We start from the raw sequence: 20,060 nt of genomic DNA, 5'->3' as shown, positions 1-20,060 counted from the left end.
CCTTGCTAATTTACTAGCGTGATCTGCTTGTATTCCTTTCTTACTGCCTGTTTCAAAAAAATGTTCAAGGCCCTTGTGTTTAAAAGAAACTATCAATGGACAAATTGTAACCTAATAGGTTACGACGTCAATCTTTTTGCTTTAAAAGATAAATTTAGCCAAACTGTTCGGCTAACGACCAAGGCTTGACGACGTTTGCAACGGCACGAGCTTGCATAAGCAAGCGCAGTGACGGAAGCAAATGTGGCGAAGCCCGGAGTGAGGGTCGCGTAGCGAGCTCGAAACGGAGCGCCAGAGGCGAAAGTTAGACGACGTCACGGATTCATCTCAGTTTTATATTTAGCAGTTAGTAAATGCGATTCAATCCAGTTTGCTGTTATCCTTATTAGAATCTTTAAATCGCTAATGTCTTGATTTTGCCAAATCCGGTAATAATGGGCCTCGTCATTCCCTAACCATACAGCCCTTTGGGCTGTTGCTTTTATATTCTCATCAGTAATATCTTCTGAAATACATTTTCCCAGATTTTTTTTCTTAATTGATTCTTCATCTTTCTTTAGCGCATTTATTAAGTAATCCTTAATAAGAAATTCTAATGATTTCCTATATGCTATACCTGATATTTCAAGTAATGAAATTGATTCACTTACATTCGCCTGATTGTAAATTTCTACAAATTTCGGAGAAACCTTATTAATTTCTTCACTAAAAGTAATTGTACTCGGCTTTACTGGGCGAGTTTTAATATATGAATAGTATATAAAAGCAGTCTTAGCAAAGCCAGGGCGACCAAAACTATTTCTTATTTTCTCATATTCAGCAACGATGGCGGAGCAACATTTTCTATCCGTACATTTAAAAAATGCATAAAGTTCCGGGTAATTATCGTTTGTAAACAAGCTTATAAATTCGGGACGAATCTTATGATGACAAGAAGGACAAACATCGGGGATAAATGAAAGTTCATATCTGAATTTTGTGTTGAAATGCGAAAAAACTTCAACGCCTTCTGTCTCCGGCTTTTCTGCTGTATCGGTATCTTTCATAAATTCCCTTTTAAGTATGTTTTTCCGTGATGTTCGTCTAACGACCAAGGGTTATCGACGTTTTGCGAGTGCGAAGCACTTGGCACGAAGCTTGCCACGCAAGATGAGTGACAAAGCAAAATGTGGCGTAGCCCAAGCAAGAGTTGCGAAGCAATCTCGAAGCGCAGCGATAAGCCGACAGTTAAGCGACGTCCGAACGTGAAGCTGGGAAACATTGCTTCAAACCAGCTGAAAAAAGAAATATACTAGGTCGCTTATGCGCACCTAAAACTATTTGAACTAAAATTAAGTTATCTTCAAATTGTCTCAAAATTCCATTCGGTGCATTTAGATATTTTAATCTAATACTTCGATCACTAAAATCTATTTCATCGAAAACTTGATTCTCAAATTGACTTCGTAAGAACGAAAGAAATTCATTCTGATTAATAGAATTTCCGGTCAGGCCTGCTTGCAATAAATTCTTAAGTTCCACAACTTCTTGATTATTCTCAGGAATTAACTTTATAAAACTTATACGCAGATTAGATGTAGAATATTTAATAAGTATAGCATAGTAATCCTTGGGGACATTTTGAGGGTTTTTAACAAAAGAATATTTTTGTCCTTCTCCAATGATAATACATGAAGTAGTTCCAAATTTTGGAACAGTCCCATGTTTAAACTTTTCCAGAATGGAACAGAAAGATACATTAGCATTATCTTTGCATAAATTAGAAAGACTTTTATCAAAGTCTTCGTCCGTTTCGCCCCAAAGGCAACACGGAATAATGAAAAGTATAATCATAATTTTCTTCATAAATTTCATTTTTCGTTCGGATGTTCGCTTAACGACCAATAATTGTCGAAGTACCGCGAGTCCGAAGGACTTGGCGCGAGGCTTGCTATGCAAGACGAGTGACAAAGCGGAATTTGGCGAAGCCCAAGCAAGGGTCGCGTAGCGATCCCGAAGCGCCGCGACAATTTTTAGTTAAGCGCAGTGCTCAAGCTATTTCTTTTTGATCGAATAAGAAAACAAAATGCCCGGAATTCCTTGAGTTTTCTTAACACTCAGAACATATCCACAGTCCATATTTAAGTCATACTCCCAGGGAGTAGAGTTCTTTGATCTAGTTTCAATTAAAGTTGGGAGTAACGGTACTATACTTTTTTCAATTTCATAATTTGTATCATTAATTTCAGAAGGGTACGTAAAACCCTTGTCACCAAGAGTCCACCGACTCCCATCTTCAAAAGTGAAGATTGGTGCATACTGACGTCGATCCGTATTAGTATATAATCTCCCGACTTCAATAAGCATTTCTTTTTTCCGTAGAATTCTCCCTTGTTCAAATAAAATAATTGGTCCCTCAACTAAATCTTCAGAAAATTTTTGTATAATTCCAGATGTTACTCCTTTGCTTTCAGCATCCTTATCAGTTAAACTAGTAATTGCGCCGTCTAACTCAGTGAAGAGAATTTGAATTCCTTTCAATTCGTTTAAGATATAGAGTTTTCCTTCCCTCTTCGTGAAAGAAACTGAATGTTCCCACCAATAATGATGCGCTAGGCGATTTCGCTCCATCAGAGCTACTTCAAGCTTAGCTAGTAAATTTGGCTCAATTTGAATCTCTAAGTCTTTTATTATTTTAATTAATCCACCAAAAGTATTTTTGAATGTCTCTTCCAATTCATGGTCAAATTGAAATTGAGTTATTTTTCTATCTTTTGTTAGGCCAAAGGTAATCCAAATGCCAACCGATTTTTCAAGAGACTGAGCTAAATACATCGTGAGGCCATATTGTGCAAAAGCCTCCCTTGCCAAATATTCATCTTCATCTAAATCAATCTTTGTCATAGAATATTATTTTTGAGCATTGCGCTTAACGACCAAGGGTTATCGACGTTGGCGAGCTGAGCGAAGCGAAGACAGGCACGAGAATTGCTTTGCAATTCGAGTGACTGAGCCAATGTGGCGTAGCCCAAGCGAGAGTTGCGTAAGCAATCTCGAAGCGCAGCGATAAGCCGATAGTTAGTCGCCGTTTCGAATGTCCAAAGCTAATTTTAAAGCATTTATAAATTCAGAAAACTGAAATACTCCAAAATATTGGGGAAATTCGTGACAGATCTCATGTTCAGTGGATCTAGCAAACAAAACTAAATCGTCCAGACTAATCGCATATCCTGGATATACTATAGTGACACAACGAAGTGATAAGCTATCCTTATTTTTTTCAACCTTCAAGCAAGAAACTGATTCATCAGCAATAGAATACGGTAGATAAGCAACTTCCCTTTCTATAAGTGAAGATAAGATTATATACCATTGACGGAGTAAATTTCGCATGTTGGTATGCAGTCGACCATCATCATCTAAATAGTAAGAATCATAGCGGAGACTATCTTCTCCAATATTAATGCGCTCATTATCAAAACTAATATTCATTTGAACAAATATGAATCTCGATTGATTAGTGCCGATCGTTGAAGAATCCGAGTTATTAAAAAATATACTTCGATATGGCGACTAACGACCAAGGCTTGACGACGTTGGCGATTCCTGAGCCTCGAAGAGGCGTTAGGAACAGGCACGAACTTTTGCTTCGCAAAAGGCGTGACTGAAGCCAATGTGGCGCAGCCCGAGCGAGAGTTGCGTAGCAATCTCGAAGCGCTGCGTCAGAGCCGATAGTTAGGCGCAGTAAGTGCTATTTTTTGGCCAATAATTTTGTATATATTTTGTCTCTGCAATTTACAGAGTTACATGAATCGAATCTTTCAAAGAGACAAAAAAAATATAATCTTTCGTTCATAGTCAGACCTTGTATATTCTGAATAGCATCTTTGTAGAATTTTTCCCATAACTTAGAAACTATCTTGAATTCTTCTAAGTGTATCTTGAATAGCTTCTCTAAAGCGGATTCAAATTCATTGGAAAGATCCGTTATAACTTTATCATTCACTTTCCATTGAAAAAGAATATCCACAAACAATTGATTATATTGAATAATGGATTTTTGAATGTTCTCAGCTAATTCGTCTAAGTTCATTATGGTTACAACTTATAATTAAGCCCCAAAGGCATATTAAATTATATATTTTACTTTCTATTTTTTATTATAGCACTTATTGCGCCTAACGACCAAGGCTTGACGACGTTTCGCGAGTGCGTAAGCACTTGGCGCGAGACTTGCCCTGCAAGGCGAGTGACAAAGCGAAATGTGCCGAAGGCCAAGCGAGAGTTGCGTAGCAATCTCGAAGCGCAGCGTCAGAGCCGATAGTTAGACGCAGTAATGAAGTTATAAGACATCTTTGTAATAAGAATAGTTAAGAAACAATGGAATAGATTTCATTTGCAATTTGAAATGCACTTTTATCTTTAACGTTGTGAAAATGAATTTCATTTTGAAAAATTGGCCAATGACCTGTCTTTTTTCTAACAAGATAAACTATTTCACCTTCTATAGTTTCAATTAATTCCTGATCATATTTGCGATCCATAAAATAAAAAACAATAATCTCGGCGACTTCTTCAGTTTTCCATTTATATCCATGATACCCATTTTTCCCTTCAGCTGCTAAGCCATAGTTCAAACGACTGCGAAGTTGTCTTTTAGTTTGCCCAACGTAAAGAATACGATTATTTTTACGTAGAATATAGATCTTATAGACTCCAGTTGTATTTAGAGGCTCTTCAAAAAACTTTAAAGCTTGTTTCTTTTCTAAAGAGGAAATTTTCGTTATTCTTTTCTTAAATCTGATTTCATATTTATAAAATTCTAATTTTTCTTTCGTCATAGTTATTTTCATAATTGCGTCTAACGACCAAGGGTTGGCGACGTTTCGCGAGTGCGTAAGCACTTGGCACGAGACTTGCTTTGCAAGACGAGTGACAAAGCGAAATGTGGCGTAGCCTGGAGCGAGGGGCACGAAGTGAGCCCGAAGCGCAACGCCAAGCCGATAGTTAAGCGACGTGACTGCACGGACAGCAACTGTGTCCGAGATCTATTCCCTATTAAAGTAAAATTCAAGACGGACAAATTGTAACTGTCCATACTATTCCAGACGTTTCAATCGCACTTCGTAATTTACTCTTACGGAAATGGTTACCGCATTAAAGCGGTTACCCTAAAACAATATCGCAGGCCAACGCTCCACTAGTGCGATGAAACGGATGCTCAAAAATTGAAATCTAAATTAGTTTTAGAAATGATTAACACGAAATCCAAGCTTCAAATCCTAAAATAATAAAAACAAAGTTTGCAGGCATGTACGCTTAACGACCAAGGGTTATCGACGTTTTGCGCGTGCGGAAGCACTTGGCACGAAGCTTGCCATGCAAGATGAGTGACAAAGCAAAATGTGCCGGAGGCCAAGCGAGAGTTGCGAAAGCAATCTCGAAGCGCAGCGATAAGCCGACAGTTAGGCGCAGTAAATAAGATCTAAAGAATTTTTAGATCCGTGCAATTATATTGAACTCAATTTGACGAAAGATCTGTCTTCAACTCGGAAGAGGCTGAATTGCAAATTTCAATAATAGCTTCAAATTCTGAAGGGTGATTTAGGTATCTTTTCCTCAACACTATTAATCCCTTTTTATAAAAATAGATTTCAATGTCAGAGTCATTAATCTTAACCTCAGTTAAATCATTCCAAGAATAATTAATGCTAATATCTTTAACCTTTGATGTAATCCCATTTGCGCTAATTACAATTTCTTCAGGGCTCATTTCTGGCCCTGTTTCCATTCTAATAAATTTGGCCATATTTCTTTTAACTACTCGAGGGTAGAAATATTCGTATGAAGAGGCCATGGCGATAAGAGTAAGTAGAATAAAGCCAATTGCTTTATCAGATGAAGCATATATCAAAAATATCAATACCAAGAATAATACTATCCAGATTTTTACGCGAGTTGGCCTTCCTTTAATTTTTGCCTTATAAAAATCTGTTTTTAAAAATAACCGATAGCTAGCATCGATAATTTCATCGACTGTTGGGGTAAATGTTAATTTTATCTTTTTCAAAATGATTCCTTATTTATTGCGCCTAACGACCAAGGTGTTCCGACGTTTGCAATGGCACGAGTTTGCTCTGCAAACGAAGTGACAGACGCAAATGTGGCGTAGCCCGAGCGAGAGTTGCGAAGCAAGCTCGAAGCGTAGCGGAAGCACCGATAGTTAAGCGCAGTGCTATTCTTCAGGATATTTTAAAGCTAAAGCTTATTCACCTTCTTCAGCATTTTTCATCTCTTGAAGTTTTGTTAGAATTTTTTCATATGTGTTCACAATCATTTTTTTTGCGCTCTCATTTTTGATTCCCTCAAAAAAATCGCGTCTTTCATCCACAGGCATATCAAAAACTAACGGAAGTAAACCTAATAATATAGGGACAACGTAATTGTCTGCCATATGATTGACTATTACCTCTGCCTGCATTCTAGATAAGCTATTCTGTTCGGCTTTCATTAGCTTTTGATCATATTCAGCAATGATTTTTTCTCTTTCTTCTCTCTGTTCTAACTCAGCCTCTCTCCTAATAATCTTTTCTAATTTTTCAGGAGAGAATGATTCAGAATATTTCAAAGCTGTTTCGACAACTTTACCTTGACTATCAATTGCAGTTGATTGTTGCCCAATCAAGCTTTTAGTTTCATCAATCATACTTGACTGGTGATTAATCCGATCAAGTAACACGCGATTTTTATTCATTTGATAGAAGAATATTATTACCAATAGGATTGAGTTAAGTATCGCACAATGATCAGAAATTTCCATTTTTCTCCGAGTCTACCAACTTAGAAACTTTTATTAAAATATAAAGAATACAGTTACGTAGGATAATTTTTAGCATTGCGCTTAACGACCAAGGGTTGGCGACGTTTCGCGAGTGCGTAAGCACTTGGCACGAGACTTGCCCTGCAAGACAAGTGACAAAGCGAAATGTGGCGAAGCCTGGAGCGAGAGTGCGAAGCAGCTCGAAGCGTAACGCCAAGCCGATAGTTATACGCCGTTTGAAGTAATTAATTCTTTACTATCTTTATTGAATTAACGTTTCCAAGATAGCCAATTGGTAAATTGAAAATTATATCTTTACCAATAATTCTTAGATTCGGATCAAACCCGCGTCCTTTAACACCATCTTGCCAAGGAACTACATACTGACCGTTGTCAGATTGAAAAAGAATCCACGAAAAAAACAAATCATATTCTTTTTTACTCAAATTTACATCTCCAGCTATCATACGATCTAGATTAATATATATAATAGTACGTTCATATGGTGAATCTAAATCTGGAATCCAAACTACAATAGCATTTACAGGTTGATCGTGCTTTTCAAATCGAAATGGGTCGTAAATAGAATTAATTGCAAAAACTCTAACATCTCGTTCTAACTTATCATCAAGATATACTGTAGTATCTAAAGGCGGGAAAATGAAGCGACCAGTCAAAGTTATAAACTTAATTAAAGGAACATTACCTGATAATAGTATAGAAATATATATAGCTACAAGTATTCCGATTATTGCGAACAACTTTTGTTCTTTTTTTATTTTCATATTAATAAGATATTTCAAATGGCGTATAACGACCAAGGTGTTCCGACGTTTGCAACGGCACGAGTTTGCTCTGCAAACGAAGTGACGGAAGCAAATGTGCCGGAGGCCAAGCGAGAGTTGCGAAGCAAGCTCGAAGCGCTGCGGAAGCACCGATAGTTAGGCGACGTTTTTACGCACGAATAGGAAATTTTAATCACCCCCATTCTTCTCTTTAAATCTCGCTTGTCTTGCTTTAGTAAACGCTTCAGTTAATTTTGAATCTTGAGGAATATCCGATGCAAATGGCGTATAGTATATCTTTTTATTTAAAATTGAAAATCCAAGTCTGTCCTCTGCTAATCCATATTGCCAATGAGGATGTTCTTCTCCATATTTATGCTTGTAATACTTTTTATCCGCCTCAATTAATTCAGTAATTTCACCTTTGTTAGGAATTGAACCTGGAAAAAGTTTGGGATATTGTTCCTTTGCTCTATCAATTACTCCGGGCAATAAATGTTCTTCTGAATAGAAAGATTCATTCAATCTAGTTACATGATGTCGATCATCAATGTTAATGGATTTATCTTTATAATTGCTAGTATCCAGATTAATTTTAGTTTTGATAAGTGCAGGACTACTAAAGATAGCGACTCCATATTCCAATTCATAAATTGGATATGATCCGATCGATTCATCTTTGCTCCAAGGATTTCCTCCAACTAATATTACATTTTTCTCGGTATGTTTACAAAGCTTACTACATAAAAAATATTCTTCTTTAACATCGCGAAGATTTGGAATTTCAGGTTTGATCTCTAACCAACAATCCCACATAGGTATCCAAAAATCTGGCAAATACCATCTACCATCTAAATTGTAGCCCTCCTTCTCGTAATCATAAGTTACTTTCAAGCTATCGAAAAAAACTGCCCATCTAGCTTCCAATCGAGATCGGAATTTGTATCCATTATGAATTGTTTCAATCGGATTCATATAACCTTCATATTTCAGATGTATTTTAAAAAATGTCGCCTAACGACCAAGGGTTATCGACGTTGGCAATTCCTGAGCCTCGAAGAGGCGTTAGGAACAGGCACGATCTTTTGCTTTTGCAAAAGGCGTGACTGAAGCCAATGTGGCGTAGCCCAAGCGAGAGTTGCGCAAGCAATCTCGAAGCGCAGCGATAAGCCGACAGTTAGGCGTAGTAACGCTTTCTATGGGCTGTTATTTATTAATTCTTTAATAACTCGCAAATCGCCTGAGGAAAAATCCGCATCGAATGGGAGTTCACCAGAATAAAATCGAACGGAAAGACTATTCGCATTTAATAATGCGTTTTTTAATTCATTAGAAAGAACAAATTCTGCCGCATGTGTGCTCAATGAGGAATTTCTTATTCCATTAGGAATAATTTTAGTATTTTGAAATTTAATTTTAATCTTCTTATCATCTAATTTAAAAAAACTTGAATGGCCCAGTGGCTGTTCGTGATTCGAAAATTCAGAAGAAAGATAACACTTAATAAGTGTTTCCGAGCCTGCATTTACTGTTTTTGTTAACGTCATAAATAATGGCTTTGCCTTTTCAAAATTATTTAACGTATAATTCGTAGTAGCGTATAAGTCCAAAGTATAAGTTGTTTGATTCTTATAATCATCTTTCACTATTTTAATGTTCCCATACGGCAGACACTCAAATGTGAATATACTGATTATTGTTATTATAGATTTTCTCATTCTAACCCTTGAACTATATTTATTGTTGTTTCATAAATTGAAAGCGTTATTACGCCTAACGACCAAGGTGTTCCGACGTTTGCGATGGCGCGAGTTTGCTCATGCAAACGAAGTGACAGAAGCAAATGTGGCGTAGCCCGAGCGAGAGTTGCGTAAGCAATCTCGAAGCGGAGCGGAAGCACCGTAAGTTAGCCGCCGTTATTTTTTGTCTCTTGTTCAGTATATTGTTCAACAGGGTCCCCATTTTTTATAACCCAAGAATCTTCTTTCAGTAAGATCGAATTCTCATCAACACGAGTTGAAGACAGACTTAAACCACCCGATCCTGGATTAAACACGAAATGCTGTTTAAAATTACCATAGCTCATTTTTTTATATACTTGAGTTATTTCAATTTTCCCTTTTGTATAAAATAACCCCTTTAATTGATTTGATGGATCGTCGGGATCAATAATTTCTGGAATTTCTAACCTTACGTCAAAGATCATCCCTTCCGCAACTCCGTCTGCTTGTCCTTTATTAATAATTACACTATCTTTAGTTATAATAGCAGCTATTTTGCCTTTAATTTTATCCATTTTGTTATCCATTTAATTGTATTTTTGGTTTACTTTGAAGAATATATGTACCTGTCACTGAGTATCTTTGTTGGCCATGATATTCAGTAATCATTGAGTGAGCGTCTCGTGGAGAATATTTTAAAGAGATTATTTTGATAACGACTTCAAATTGAGTTGGGAGATCTCGGAGAGATAATATAGTAATATTTAACTTTTCAGATTCGGCTATTTTTATTCCCACTTTATTAAAACTAATTCTTTTACTTTGAAAATCATAAGAGAAATCTTTAGGTTGTAATATTTTTACTTCAAAAGTAATTTCAGATAAATTACACTCTGGTCTTCTAACATTCTCAAGTTCAATAGTTACAAATTTAGGTGGCTCTTCAGGAGATACTAAACTGAAAGTTGATTCAATCTTAGGAATTATGATTTGAGATATAGTATCGAGATTATCTACTTTTTCAACTTGCTCAGTCTCTGAGGTAGCCCAAGAAATAGAAATAAAAGGTTCCGATGAATATTTTCTAGCTTCGTCGCTTATCTTAAGCATGTAATAAGTAAAAACTACATACCAAGTTGTTGCTATTGCAATAATCATGTCACTTAAAACAGAAAGTAATACTTTCCAATAGCGAGAATCTAAAAAGAAAAGAACTCCCCAGCCTCCTTCATAAGAAAATATTGATATTACTAAATAGAGTAATATTTCGACAAATGAAAGTATTCCAGATATTACTAACGGAGACTTTCTTAATTTTTCAATCATATAAGTTACCATTTTAATTCATAAATGCAGTTAAATAATGGCGGCTAACGACCAAGGCTTGACGACGTTTCGCGTGTTCGCAGAACTTGGCGCGAGACTTGCTCTGCAAGGCGAGTGACAAAGCGAAATGTGCCGAAGGCCAAGCGAAGGTTGCATAGCAATCCTGAAGCGCAGCGTCAGAGCCGACAGTTAGACGAAGTAACCATACATTACGAGTAAGTTAGAATTCTAACAACGTTACCAAAATGGTTTTGTTACATCTAAAAAACAATATCGAATAAATGATACCGTAAAAGCAAACACGTAAGCAGAAATAAATATTTCAAATTCTATTCTAAAAAGGGAAATCTTTTTACGCCAATTACTGACAAAACAAATTATTAATGCGGAAATAATCGGAATAAAAATCAAATTTGCTATTTGCAAGCTATGATTTTTAAGCAAAAACTTTGGAAAAACAAGCATGCTCACATAACCTACTATTGATCCAAAAATAATATAACCAATGACAGAAAAGAACGATTCCATGAACTTCGATCTTCTCAATATCACCATAACATCCTTGGTTATCGAGTCAGTTATGTATTTTCCAAATACTTCAACAATTATCACCCATATTACTTCGAAAATTAATTCCATAGTGAATGTTCTTTATATTTCCATATAAATAAGCTTAAAAGCGAACTCTTTAAAAAACAACATAGAACTTTAGCTAATACGTTAAACTTTATGGTTATTTCGTCTAACGACCAAGGCTTGACGACGTTTCGCGAGTGCGCAAGCACTTGGCGCGAGGCTTGCTCTGCAAGGCGAGTGACAAAGCGAAATGTGCCGAAGGCCAAGCGAGAGTTGCGTAGCAATCTCGAAGCGAAGCGTCAGAGCCGATAGTTAGACGCCGTCATTTCTTTCTTTTTAAGTTAGTCGCCTTTTTAGGAATTAAATATATTGCATCAAGTATATGCTCTAAAATTTCTATAGCTAACTTAAGCTTGTCTTTATCAGGTTTTTGCAATCTGTGAAGTGCGGTGTTTCCCAAAAAACGATGTTGATGAAGAATATTGGCTTGCTTTTCGGTGAGTAAATCTTTCTGCTTTAACCCATTAATTTTCCCCTCAAGATTTCCCTTTTGTCTCGTTATGGTTTGACCATTCTTATCCTTTTCTTCAACTGGACCCTTTTTAATCTTTTGGTCTGCACAAACACCTTCAATAATGGCACGAAGACCCGCTGCACAAAGAATTAAATTTTCTTTATTATAGCTTTCGAGTGTCTCTGAGAATAATTCTTCAATTTGACGAGGTAGATTAAGGAAATATTTTGATTCTAAATTTCCCTCTTCTCTCTCAGGATAGACCTTGATAGTTTCTATACTCTCAATTGAACCATCTGCATTATAAGTAAAATTCTCCGAATTGGTAGAAACTTTCAGAAAAGAAACTTCTTCACAACCATTACATTCCAAGATAAAATATTCGCTTTTCCAACTTATATCTGGACCTTCTGCAAATCCCTCTGTTTTATACTCCCCTTTAACTGTGTGCTTTGTTACATTTCCGCATTGTACGCAAGGAATTCTTTTGATTTCTGACATTCTCTCTCTCAAATGAAAATTAAATGATGGCGTCTAACGACCAAGGCTTGACGACGTTTTGCGAGTCCGAAGGACTTGGCATGAGGCTTGCTATGCAAGACGAATGACAAAGCGAAATGTGCCGGAGGCCAAGCGAGGGTTGCGAAGCAATCCCGAAGCGAAGCGTCAGAGCCGATAGTTAGTCGCCGTAAATATCATTCATACCTAAGAAATTCGTTCAACGGATTTCGCAAGAAAATGAATCGCTCCCTGGCTAGATTCGAAATCGGTAACTTCGATCAGTTTATTTTCCCATTGTCTATCGGAAATATCCAAAACACATAGCCCGCCGGTTTGATTCGGAAATCCTAATTCAATGCTTATTTCTGAAGGCTGAGCAAATTTTAATTTTGTAATTTCATTTTGTCTTTGTAGGGTCAGTTCGATGTATGAATTTTCTATATCAGATAAATCATCCTGAAAATTAAAGCCAACAATTTGGTATTCATTCGCGTTTTCAATTATTTGATGGTATTTATCTGTATCTTTCATAAGAACTCGAACCTCACTTATCTAAGAGGCTCGTCTCTCTTTCAATAATTATAAAATTTTCTTATTTCAGAAGTCAGTATCCTGAAATTATCAAAGTAATTATTTTGTGCCAGTGTCAAGGTCGCTCTTTTTTTAGGAACCCTCTCTATTAAAATGAAAATAGAAAATTCACATTTTAATAGAGAATTGTATTTATGGCGACTAACGACCAAGGCTTGACGACGTTTCGCGAGTGCGTAAGCACTTGGCGCGAGACTTGCCACCGCAAGGCGAGTGACAAAGCGAAATGTGCCGAAGGCCAAGCGAAGGTTGCGAAGCAATCCTGAAGCGCTGCGTCAGAGCCGACAGTTAGGCGACGGCTCTGCAGTTAATAGAACAAAATTAAGCCAGGGATGGCGCTATTAATTATTTATGAGCATAATGTTCTGTATATAAATCCAGAACCTTTTTAATCATAGTTTGATAAGGTACACCAGATCTCTTAGATTCCTCTTTAAAGAATGAAATACTCTTTTTACTCAAGACTATCGTTACCCGCGAATTATCTTCTTTCAAAACAAGTTTATTCGGAGGAGGTAGAAAATCCTCAACAGCCTTAGAAGATTTAATTGAAGATGATATAGATGCTGGTGCATCAGCGTATTTTATTTTCTTTTTCATAAACTTTCTTACCTTGCCTCCAATAACCTGCCCCAAAGATTCTGATTTTACCATTTCTAACAGTAAATCTTACTGTTGATACATACGAATCAATTAGGCCAAAACAATAATATCTTTTTTCGGAATCTGAAGAATGGGTAATATCTAAAGTAATAACCCTATTTGGATCCAAGAATGCCTTTTGAGCTTCAAAGAAATCAATTCCATGTTTCCGCAAATTTTCGTCATTCTTTGCAGGATCCCATTCAAACTCCATCTATATATAAAAATAGATAGGAAACAAATCCATGTCAATACATATAATTATGCATATTTTAGTGCACATTAATAAAATTTAGAGTTCATATTAATGAAAGCAAGCGGGCATGGAAGCCCGCAAAGTTTGAAAAGAATATCATGCAGAGCTGTCCGCCTAACGACCCAAGGCTTATCGACGTTGGTCGTAGGTGAGCCTGCGATGCAGGCGTTACTGTCGGCGCGCTTTCTTGCTTATGCAAGAAACGTGACGGAGACCAATGTGGCGAAGCCCGAGCGAGGGTGAGCGAAGTGAACCCCGAAGCGTAGCGATAAGCCGAAGTTATCTGCTGTGCCGCGCCCCGGATGCCTAACCGAGCGAAGCCACGGAAGGCGTAGCCGGTTAGGGAATGTCTATCTAATCCTTATCTTTAGAAAACTCAGCAATCATTTCCCCTATAGCTTTTCTTTGCTGATTAGAAAATTTTAAAAGGTTCTGAATAATTTCTCTAAGACCTTTCGTGGTTTTAATTTGGCTTAGTAATACTTTATCTTGATCAGCTTTTGAAACCAATTTATCTTCCTCTTCCGGTGAAAGATATTTGATTGGAAGAACAGGAATCGAATCATTCAAAAGCCAGTTAAAATCTGGTTTATACTCTTGCTTAAGAAGCGTTAAAAAAGAATGCGAAGCAGATTCGACTCGTCCTTGAACAATTCCATTCATCCCGGTAGGTGTAAGTTTTAGTTTGGCAGCCGCTTCTTTTTGACTGTCCCCTTTCGCTTCAATCAGGGCTTGCACCTTTTTACCAAGTAAATTCTCTACTTTTTTAACTGTCATTCAAAATGCTTTTATAAAATATTATTGACATTAATACGTTTATATAGTATTAATGTATTTAGCACTTTATGAGCGCAGAATTAGTTTCTATGGCATCTCCTTATACGAAAAGCAGAAAAAGACCGATTCTGAGGCCCTCGAATGCCCAAAAGGTAGCAAATTCGGAGGTCACAATGTTTGCAAGTGTCCTTCCGCAATGGAAAGTCTCAAAGAAGGAGAAAGAATTCTTTTACAGAGCTTTGAAGACGGCGAGAAAGGATGCTGGTCTTACTCAAGCTGAAGTTGCTAAGAAGCTAAAGCGTAGTCGAAGTCATATTTCTAAGATAGAGCTTGGACAAAGGCGATTGTTTATGGATGAGTTTTTGATTTTATATAGGCTTTATGGAAAGCCAACTATCTATTTCTATTCTGCCTTTATCAAAAGTGATCTTGTTGAACAGATAGATTAAGCCCGAGTAAAATCTGTGAAGCAGTTTTAACGAGGGCAATTAGAACAAAACTCGAATAAAATTCTGCACCCCGATCGCAAAGCGTTCGGGTGGATACAAAACTATTTTTCGTTTTACATGAAAGGCGAATTACCTTACTTTTTCTCTCCTTGAATTGAGCCTTTTTCATTCGCAGAGAACTCTTTCGTTTCTTCGAAATGGTAATTAATTACATCTTTAAGAGTAATATTTGTTAAGCTATTATTAATTAGCCACTTACCTGCTTTATCAATTTCATCTGAAGGATTATATTTTTCTATATAATTATTTTCATCTACTTTCTGATACAAATGCTTATGATACTTTAAACGTAAATCATCATGCAGTCCTATCTGAAAGCTTAGCAGATAATTAAAGAATTCAGGTGAATAAATTTTATTGATAAATACACCTTCTCTCAGTTTCTGCAATTTATCAAAAAGATCGTTGTATAACTCTTCTGATTTGTCTTTGGAAATGTTATGCTTTTTTATATTAGAATCGATTAACAATACTTCGAAAAAAAGAAGATAAGATTCAGTATAATATTTCAATCTAATATCGTTATATTTATCAATTGAACTCGATAAAGATTGTCTAATGATCTCTTTATATGGTATTCTATTTCCTATTGATCCTTTGAATAGTTCGAGCTTTTTTGCAAAGAAAAGCTTGATAGATTCCGGCAAAATTAATGAGCCAAGATATTTGAGTGTTTCGTATATAACGATCGTTATTAACGGAACTAAAAGATTATCTAAATTTAGGTTAAACATTTTTTACTCCTGATGTTTTAAATAAATTAAAGCCTGCCACGGACGGCAGGCGCTTTAATGAGGGGCGCGGCATGGCAGATAACGACCAAGGTGTTCCGACGTTTGCAATGGCGCGAGTTTGCTCATGCAAACGAAGTGACAGAAGCAAATGTGGCGTAGCCCGAGCGAGAGTTGCGTAAGCAAGCTCGAAGCGTAGCGGAAGCACCGATAGTTAGGCGAAGGTTGCATTACGCGTATTTAATATTGATATACTCTATAATATCTTTCGAAAATTCAGTTCCACTAATAGAATAGCTGTTTTGCAAAAAATTTTCTAAATCGGTAACTACGTTGGTTTTAGATGAATCGTAAAATCTTGATTTCGTCCAAAGTTTTAGATATATTAGAATCATATAGGATGTGTAATTTATTGAGATTTCTACTATATTGGATGCGGAATCAGGACCAAATAAATCGACTTGCCCCGTAGCAGTAAACTCACTAAATTTTAAAGCTATGCTGCTTAAAGCTTTATGTACTGAAACGTGGAAGTTGCTTTTGAAAATTTTAAGTGTCGGGCGAATATTTGGGGGCAAGTCTTTATCGTCGAAATTGTTGATTTTTAAATCAATTTCTTTCTGATGCGATAAAATGATTTTTCCTTGTTCTTTTTTCGTTAAGCTTTTAAATTCATCTCCCCTATCTTTTCCAAAGAAATCTAATTCAGGAAGTATATCCTTTTGAATAGCGTTTAAGATTTTATTTAATTCGAAGGAAGTTCTTAAACTAGCTAACGCTTCAGTATAATACCCTTTTTTGGATAGATCGATTGCAATTCTAATTCGTTTAAATGATTCGCTATATAAAAGCAACAAAACATCTTTTTTACTTATTGGTTTACAAATAGAAGTTAAATTATCTGTAAAAGCGGAAAGGAAAATATCAAAAATAATAAATATGCCTCTATACTGACTACTCTTAAACTTATCACTTACTTCTTGCTCTTTCTGAGTTAAGAACGTAGTCTTCGATTCATATTTTTTAATTATTTCTTCTAAAGTGATCATAAATTACCCTTAGATAAATTGAAATTTTGCAACTTTCGCCTAACGACCAAGGCTTGACGACGTTTGCGATGGCGCGAGGCTTGCTTTGCAAGGCGAGTGACAGAAGCAAATGTGGCGAAGCCCGAAGTGAGAGTGCGTAGCATCTCGAAACGGAGCGTCAGAGCCGAAAGTTAGACGCAGTTGATTATTTTTTAATAAAGCTAAGAAAATTATTATTAATTAAGTAATCAGGTTTTTTTGCAATGCCTGTATAAAGCAATTTAGCGAGCGAAGGCAAAAAACCTGTTGCAAGAGAACGAGGTATGTCACGTAGAAAATATTCAGCTGTCAAGGCCCTTATTCCTCCAATCAAAATCTCTTCTTTTGCTAAATTTGTTAGTGTTTTTAGATATTGGGATTTTTGAATTTCTTTAGAATATTTATCGAGATCTTCTTCAAAATGAAGTTTTAAACTATCTAACTTCAAATTATCTGGCGTGTTTGGATCATTTATTATATTTAAGGAATTATTAATTGAATTTCTAATTATAGAAAATGCCTCTTCATTATTTCTTATATTCGTAATATGTTTTATCTCAAGATTATCAGTATCAATAATCTGGTATTTATTAAAGCAAAATAGCTTATTAAATCGATGACCTGAGATGTCCGTGTTAATCTTAGAATGTTCTCTAAGAACCATTTTATATATGTTTAAATAGATATCATCAGGTAGAACAATATCAACCTGATTATTTAACATGTATTTATACTTAAGTTGTTTTTTTATATTTTCAAGATAAAATAGTCTTATAAATTCAGCCTGATCCTTATATTCTTTCTCAAGAGTTTTTATTGGGAGTTGAATGTTATCAATATCTTCCCATATTTCACTTTTAATAGACCTAAATCCATCATACGAGATGGGAATTAATATATTCTTTTCAAAAAGATCATAAGCTTCGATATATTGATTGAGAATATATTTTACAGAATTAATACGTCTTTCCGAAAATTCGGAACCTGTGTATGGCCGAAAAAAGTCCAAATGGTATACTAACGGATCGTAAAAGCAAATTGATTCCGAATAAAGTAACGTTCGCTTGAGATCGCTGAAAAGCTTCAAGGTTTTTAGATCTTCACCGTTAACGAACGCAGCTTGAACAAAATGATCTCCCATACTAACTTCATAAGAGAAAAAAGGACGAAGTTCAAACTTGGATTTTGTAGGTATAAAGGGATCTTTTACATATGCATCTATTGTATATGCTATTCTTTCAATTTCCGGGCCTGTTAACCCGTTGATTACTTTTTGATCTAATTTCTTATCGATAGTTTCTTCAATAATTTGTAAATAATTCTTCTTACTCATAGCATCAAATAATCAATTGCGTCTAACGACCAAGGGTTATCGACGTTGGCGAATTCCTGAGCCTCGCAGAGGCGTTAGGAACAGGCACGATCTTTTGCATTTGCAAAAGGCGTGACTGAAGCCAATGTGGCGAAGCCCAAGCGAGAGTTGCGCACGCAATCTCGAAGCGCAGCGATAAGCCGATAGTTAGGCGATGGCCAAATCTCTTCTAAAATAGATTTGCAACCTTTTCTTGTGGATCATTAATATTTATTAATTCTATTTCAGAATCAGATTCTATTCTTTTAAACATTGAATCTGAGCATCCAATTAGAAAATAATCTTGATCTTCAATATGAACTATTAACCATTCCTTACCCTGCGGCCAAATATAGGCAGGGTAATCCGAAACAGTCAAATCCATAACCTGAAACAATTCAGTTAGTTTCCCAGAATAATGCCAGCTTTCATGGCTATCCGGTAGATATTTTCCGGTTTTTGCATCCCCATAAAAGAATACTTCTTCACTGTACCCAATGAGAGAGATTATTCTATTAACATATTGCTTCTCTAGATTAGGCATACTTTGCAAATTTGCTGGCCAAAACCCCAGAGAATTGAACAAAAAGTTTGAATCCATTTTACTATCGAAAGGTATATCATATACTTTTGCGATTTCATACGACCTAATTCTATCTAATCTGCTTTCAGATATTATCCCGAATTCTCCTGGAATAAAATGCTCTTCACCTATTTGCATCCGCGTTTTGATATCCTCAACACTGGTAGGATTAACCGGATACCGATCTATTGGGAAGTCTCTGTATATCCCTGTCGGAAGTAAAATTTTTATATACCTTTCAAATATTGGAGGAATGAAATCTCTACACTGAAATAGGCCACTCCATGAAGTTCCATTTGTAATCCAGCTAACTAAGCTATTCGTCGATGGTGAAATTATTTTCATGAGAAGATATTGATTTGGCTTTCGCCTAACGACCAAGGTGTTCCGACGTTTGCAATGGCACGAGTTTGCTCTGCAAACGAAGTGACAGACGCAAATGTGGCGTAGCCCGAGCGAGAGTTGCGAAAGCAATCTCGAAGCGTAGCGGAAGCACCGACAGTTATACGCAGTTGTGCCCCTTTACTTGGAAATCGGAACTTCGCCCTTTTGATACTTTAACTTATTTATTGTGTTTAAAATATATACGTCTTTATATTTTAGAACATTAAAATCAGATACCAACTTTTCGCCTTTTCTCTTTAACTCAAATGGTTTAATCTTCCAAATTTCTTTCTTCAAATATTTCGGAATAATTATTCGAACAATTTTCTCAGAATTATCCTCAAGCACCAAAACACTCTCAAAAACCTCGGACGATTTAAGAACATGGCCGGTATCTATCTCACCATACAAATCTTTATTTAACTTTTCTTGAAGGTTCCTCTCTTTAAATATTTCAAAATGATCAGCGGGCGGCAAAAAAATATCTACCATCCGAAAATATATACTGCCTTTTATGTTCAACTCTTCAATACTTGGAGCACAAAATTCAAAGGATACTATCAAAAAGAGTAGAATTGCCTGTTTCATCAGTTTAAGAAAGTTTTGGGCACAATTGCGTATAACGACCAAGGCTTGACGACGTTTCGCGAGTGCGTCAGCACTTGGCGCGAGACTTGCCACCGCAAGGCGAGTGACAAAGCGAAATGTGCCGGAGGCCAAGCGAGAGTTGCGTAAGCAATCTCGAAGCGAAGCGTCAGAGCCGATAGTTAGCCGACGGTTTGGCTGATCATAAAATTGATTAGGCTGAAATAGGAAATTTAATAATATTCTTAGGCTTTTCTTGCATTGCAGCCCATAAATCTAACTTAGTCTGCATATTCAACCAACTCTCCGCAGAAGTATTAGTAGCGATGCCTATTCTTACAGCCATTTCTGGTGTAACAGGA

Annotated in this window: 24 protein-coding genes; 1 reads left to right on the top strand and 23 read right to left on the bottom strand. The window is 36.3% G+C overall.

Features of this window, described 5'->3' with window-relative positions; genetic code table 11:
• Positions 1–314 precede the first annotated feature (314 nt).
• The 18 genes from EHO58_RS01605 to EHO58_RS01515 form a co-directional block, all read right to left on the bottom strand.
• Entirely contained in the window at positions 315–1,046 is a 732-nt protein-coding gene (locus tag EHO58_RS01605) for a DUF4145 domain-containing protein (RefSeq protein ID WP_135678235.1), read from the bottom strand.
• 181 nt (positions 1,047–1,227) lie between these two features.
• Positions 1,228–1,854, bottom strand: coding sequence for a hypothetical protein (locus EHO58_RS01600; RefSeq protein WP_135678233.1), 627 nt, complete (start codon positions 1,852–1,854; stop codon positions 1,228–1,230).
• A gap of 180 nt (positions 1,855–2,034) precedes the next feature.
• Entirely contained in the window at positions 2,035–2,883 is an 849-nt protein-coding gene (locus EHO58_RS01595; RefSeq protein WP_135678231.1) for a hypothetical protein, read from the bottom strand.
• Between the two features lie 174 nt (positions 2,884–3,057).
• A complete protein-coding gene (locus EHO58_RS01590) occupies positions 3,058–3,471 on the bottom strand; it encodes a hypothetical protein (RefSeq protein ID WP_135678229.1) in 414 nt (137 codons plus the stop codon).
• A gap of 259 nt (positions 3,472–3,730) precedes the next feature.
• The gene (locus tag EHO58_RS01585; RefSeq protein ID WP_135678227.1) at positions 3,731–4,072 is read right to left on the bottom strand and encodes a hypothetical protein; all 342 of its coding nucleotides are present in this window, start codon (positions 4,070–4,072) and stop codon (positions 3,731–3,733) included.
• Positions 4,073–4,349: 277 nt separating this feature from the next.
• A complete protein-coding gene (locus EHO58_RS01580; RefSeq protein ID WP_167483169.1) occupies positions 4,350–4,820 on the bottom strand; it encodes a GIY-YIG nuclease family protein in 471 nt (156 codons plus the stop codon).
• A 680-nt stretch (positions 4,821–5,500) separates the two neighbouring features.
• Positions 5,501–6,049: a YcxB family protein gene (locus tag EHO58_RS01575; protein WP_135678224.1), complete on the bottom strand. Its 549-nt coding sequence runs from the start codon at positions 6,047–6,049 to the stop codon at positions 5,501–5,503.
• A 195-nt stretch (positions 6,050–6,244) separates the two neighbouring features.
• A complete protein-coding gene (locus EHO58_RS01570; protein WP_135678222.1) occupies positions 6,245–6,799 on the bottom strand; it encodes a hypothetical protein in 555 nt (184 codons plus the stop codon).
• A 245-nt stretch (positions 6,800–7,044) separates the two neighbouring features.
• Positions 7,045–7,584: a hypothetical protein gene (locus EHO58_RS01560; RefSeq protein ID WP_135678218.1), complete on the bottom strand. Its 540-nt coding sequence runs from the start codon at positions 7,582–7,584 to the stop codon at positions 7,045–7,047.
• A 189-nt stretch (positions 7,585–7,773) separates the two neighbouring features.
• Positions 7,774–8,559 carry a PDDEXK family nuclease gene (locus EHO58_RS01555; RefSeq protein ID WP_135678216.1) on the bottom strand — a complete coding sequence of 262 codons (786 nt, stop codon included), beginning with the start codon at positions 8,557–8,559 and terminating at the stop codon, positions 7,774–7,776.
• Between the two features lie 221 nt (positions 8,560–8,780).
• Positions 8,781–9,230 (bottom strand): hypothetical protein, encoded by a 450-nt coding sequence (locus EHO58_RS01550; RefSeq protein WP_244241033.1) that lies wholly within the window; start codon positions 9,228–9,230, stop codon positions 8,781–8,783.
• A gap of 260 nt (positions 9,231–9,490) precedes the next feature.
• A complete protein-coding gene (locus EHO58_RS01545; protein ID WP_135678212.1) occupies positions 9,491–9,880 on the bottom strand; it encodes a hypothetical protein in 390 nt (129 codons plus the stop codon).
• Positions 9,881–9,884: 4 nt separating this feature from the next.
• Entirely contained in the window at positions 9,885–10,631 is a 747-nt protein-coding gene (locus tag EHO58_RS01540; protein ID WP_135678210.1) for a hypothetical protein, read from the bottom strand.
• Between the two features lie 898 nt (positions 10,632–11,529).
• Positions 11,530–12,222, bottom strand: coding sequence for a DUF4145 domain-containing protein (locus EHO58_RS01535; RefSeq protein WP_135678208.1), 693 nt, complete (start codon positions 12,220–12,222; stop codon positions 11,530–11,532).
• Between the two features lie 204 nt (positions 12,223–12,426).
• The gene (locus tag EHO58_RS01530; protein ID WP_135678206.1) at positions 12,427–12,753 is read right to left on the bottom strand and encodes a hypothetical protein; all 327 of its coding nucleotides are present in this window, start codon (positions 12,751–12,753) and stop codon (positions 12,427–12,429) included.
• Between the two features lie 405 nt (positions 12,754–13,158).
• A complete protein-coding gene (locus EHO58_RS19695) occupies positions 13,159–13,413 on the bottom strand; it encodes a CopG family transcriptional regulator (protein WP_244241032.1) in 255 nt (84 codons plus the stop codon).
• Positions 13,388–13,669 (bottom strand): BrnT family toxin, encoded by a 282-nt coding sequence (locus EHO58_RS01520; protein WP_135626725.1) that lies wholly within the window; start codon positions 13,667–13,669, stop codon positions 13,388–13,390. The genes EHO58_RS19695 and EHO58_RS01520 overlap by 26 nt, the downstream gene beginning before the upstream one ends.
• Positions 13,670–14,065: 396 nt before the next feature.
• Complete coding sequence (locus tag EHO58_RS01515) at positions 14,066–14,488, bottom strand: transcriptional regulator (protein ID WP_100787884.1); 423 nt, start codon at positions 14,486–14,488, stop codon at positions 14,066–14,068.
• 173 nt (positions 14,489–14,661) lie between these two features.
• Between EHO58_RS01515 and EHO58_RS01510 the strand changes: the two genes are divergently transcribed.
• Entirely contained in the window at positions 14,662–14,937 is a 276-nt protein-coding gene (locus tag EHO58_RS01510; RefSeq protein WP_135678204.1) for a helix-turn-helix domain-containing protein, read from the top strand.
• A 134-nt stretch (positions 14,938–15,071) separates the two neighbouring features.
• Here EHO58_RS01510 and EHO58_RS01505 read toward each other — a convergent pair whose 3' ends face one another.
• The 5 genes from EHO58_RS01505 to EHO58_RS01490 form a co-directional block, all read right to left on the bottom strand.
• Positions 15,072–15,731, bottom strand: a complete 660-nt coding sequence (locus tag EHO58_RS01505) for a hypothetical protein (protein WP_135678202.1) — start codon at positions 15,729–15,731, stop codon at positions 15,072–15,074.
• Between the two features lie 227 nt (positions 15,732–15,958).
• On the bottom strand, positions 15,959–16,777 hold the full coding sequence (locus EHO58_RS01500; protein WP_135678200.1) for a hypothetical protein: 819 nt from the start codon (positions 16,775–16,777) through the stop codon (positions 15,959–15,961).
• Positions 16,778–16,961: 184 nt separating this feature from the next.
• Positions 16,962–18,128 carry a hypothetical protein gene (locus EHO58_RS01495; protein WP_135678199.1) on the bottom strand — a complete coding sequence of 389 codons (1,167 nt, stop codon included), beginning with the start codon at positions 18,126–18,128 and terminating at the stop codon, positions 16,962–16,964.
• Between the two features lie 208 nt (positions 18,129–18,336).
• On the bottom strand, positions 18,337–19,074 hold the full coding sequence (locus EHO58_RS19480; RefSeq protein WP_167483168.1) for a hypothetical protein: 738 nt from the start codon (positions 19,072–19,074) through the stop codon (positions 18,337–18,339).
• 177 nt (positions 19,075–19,251) lie between these two features.
• Entirely contained in the window at positions 19,252–19,833 is a 582-nt protein-coding gene (locus EHO58_RS01490) for a hypothetical protein (protein WP_167483167.1), read from the bottom strand.
• Positions 19,834–20,060: the final 227 nt, after the last annotated feature.

Origin of the sequence: Leptospira selangorensis, from assembly GCF_004769405.1 — a bacterium.
Taxonomy (GTDB): domain Bacteria; phylum Spirochaetota; class Leptospiria; order Leptospirales; family Leptospiraceae; genus Leptospira_B; species Leptospira_B selangorensis.
Note: the sequence above shows the minus strand (reverse complement) of the source record. Positions and strands in the feature narration are given on the sequence as shown.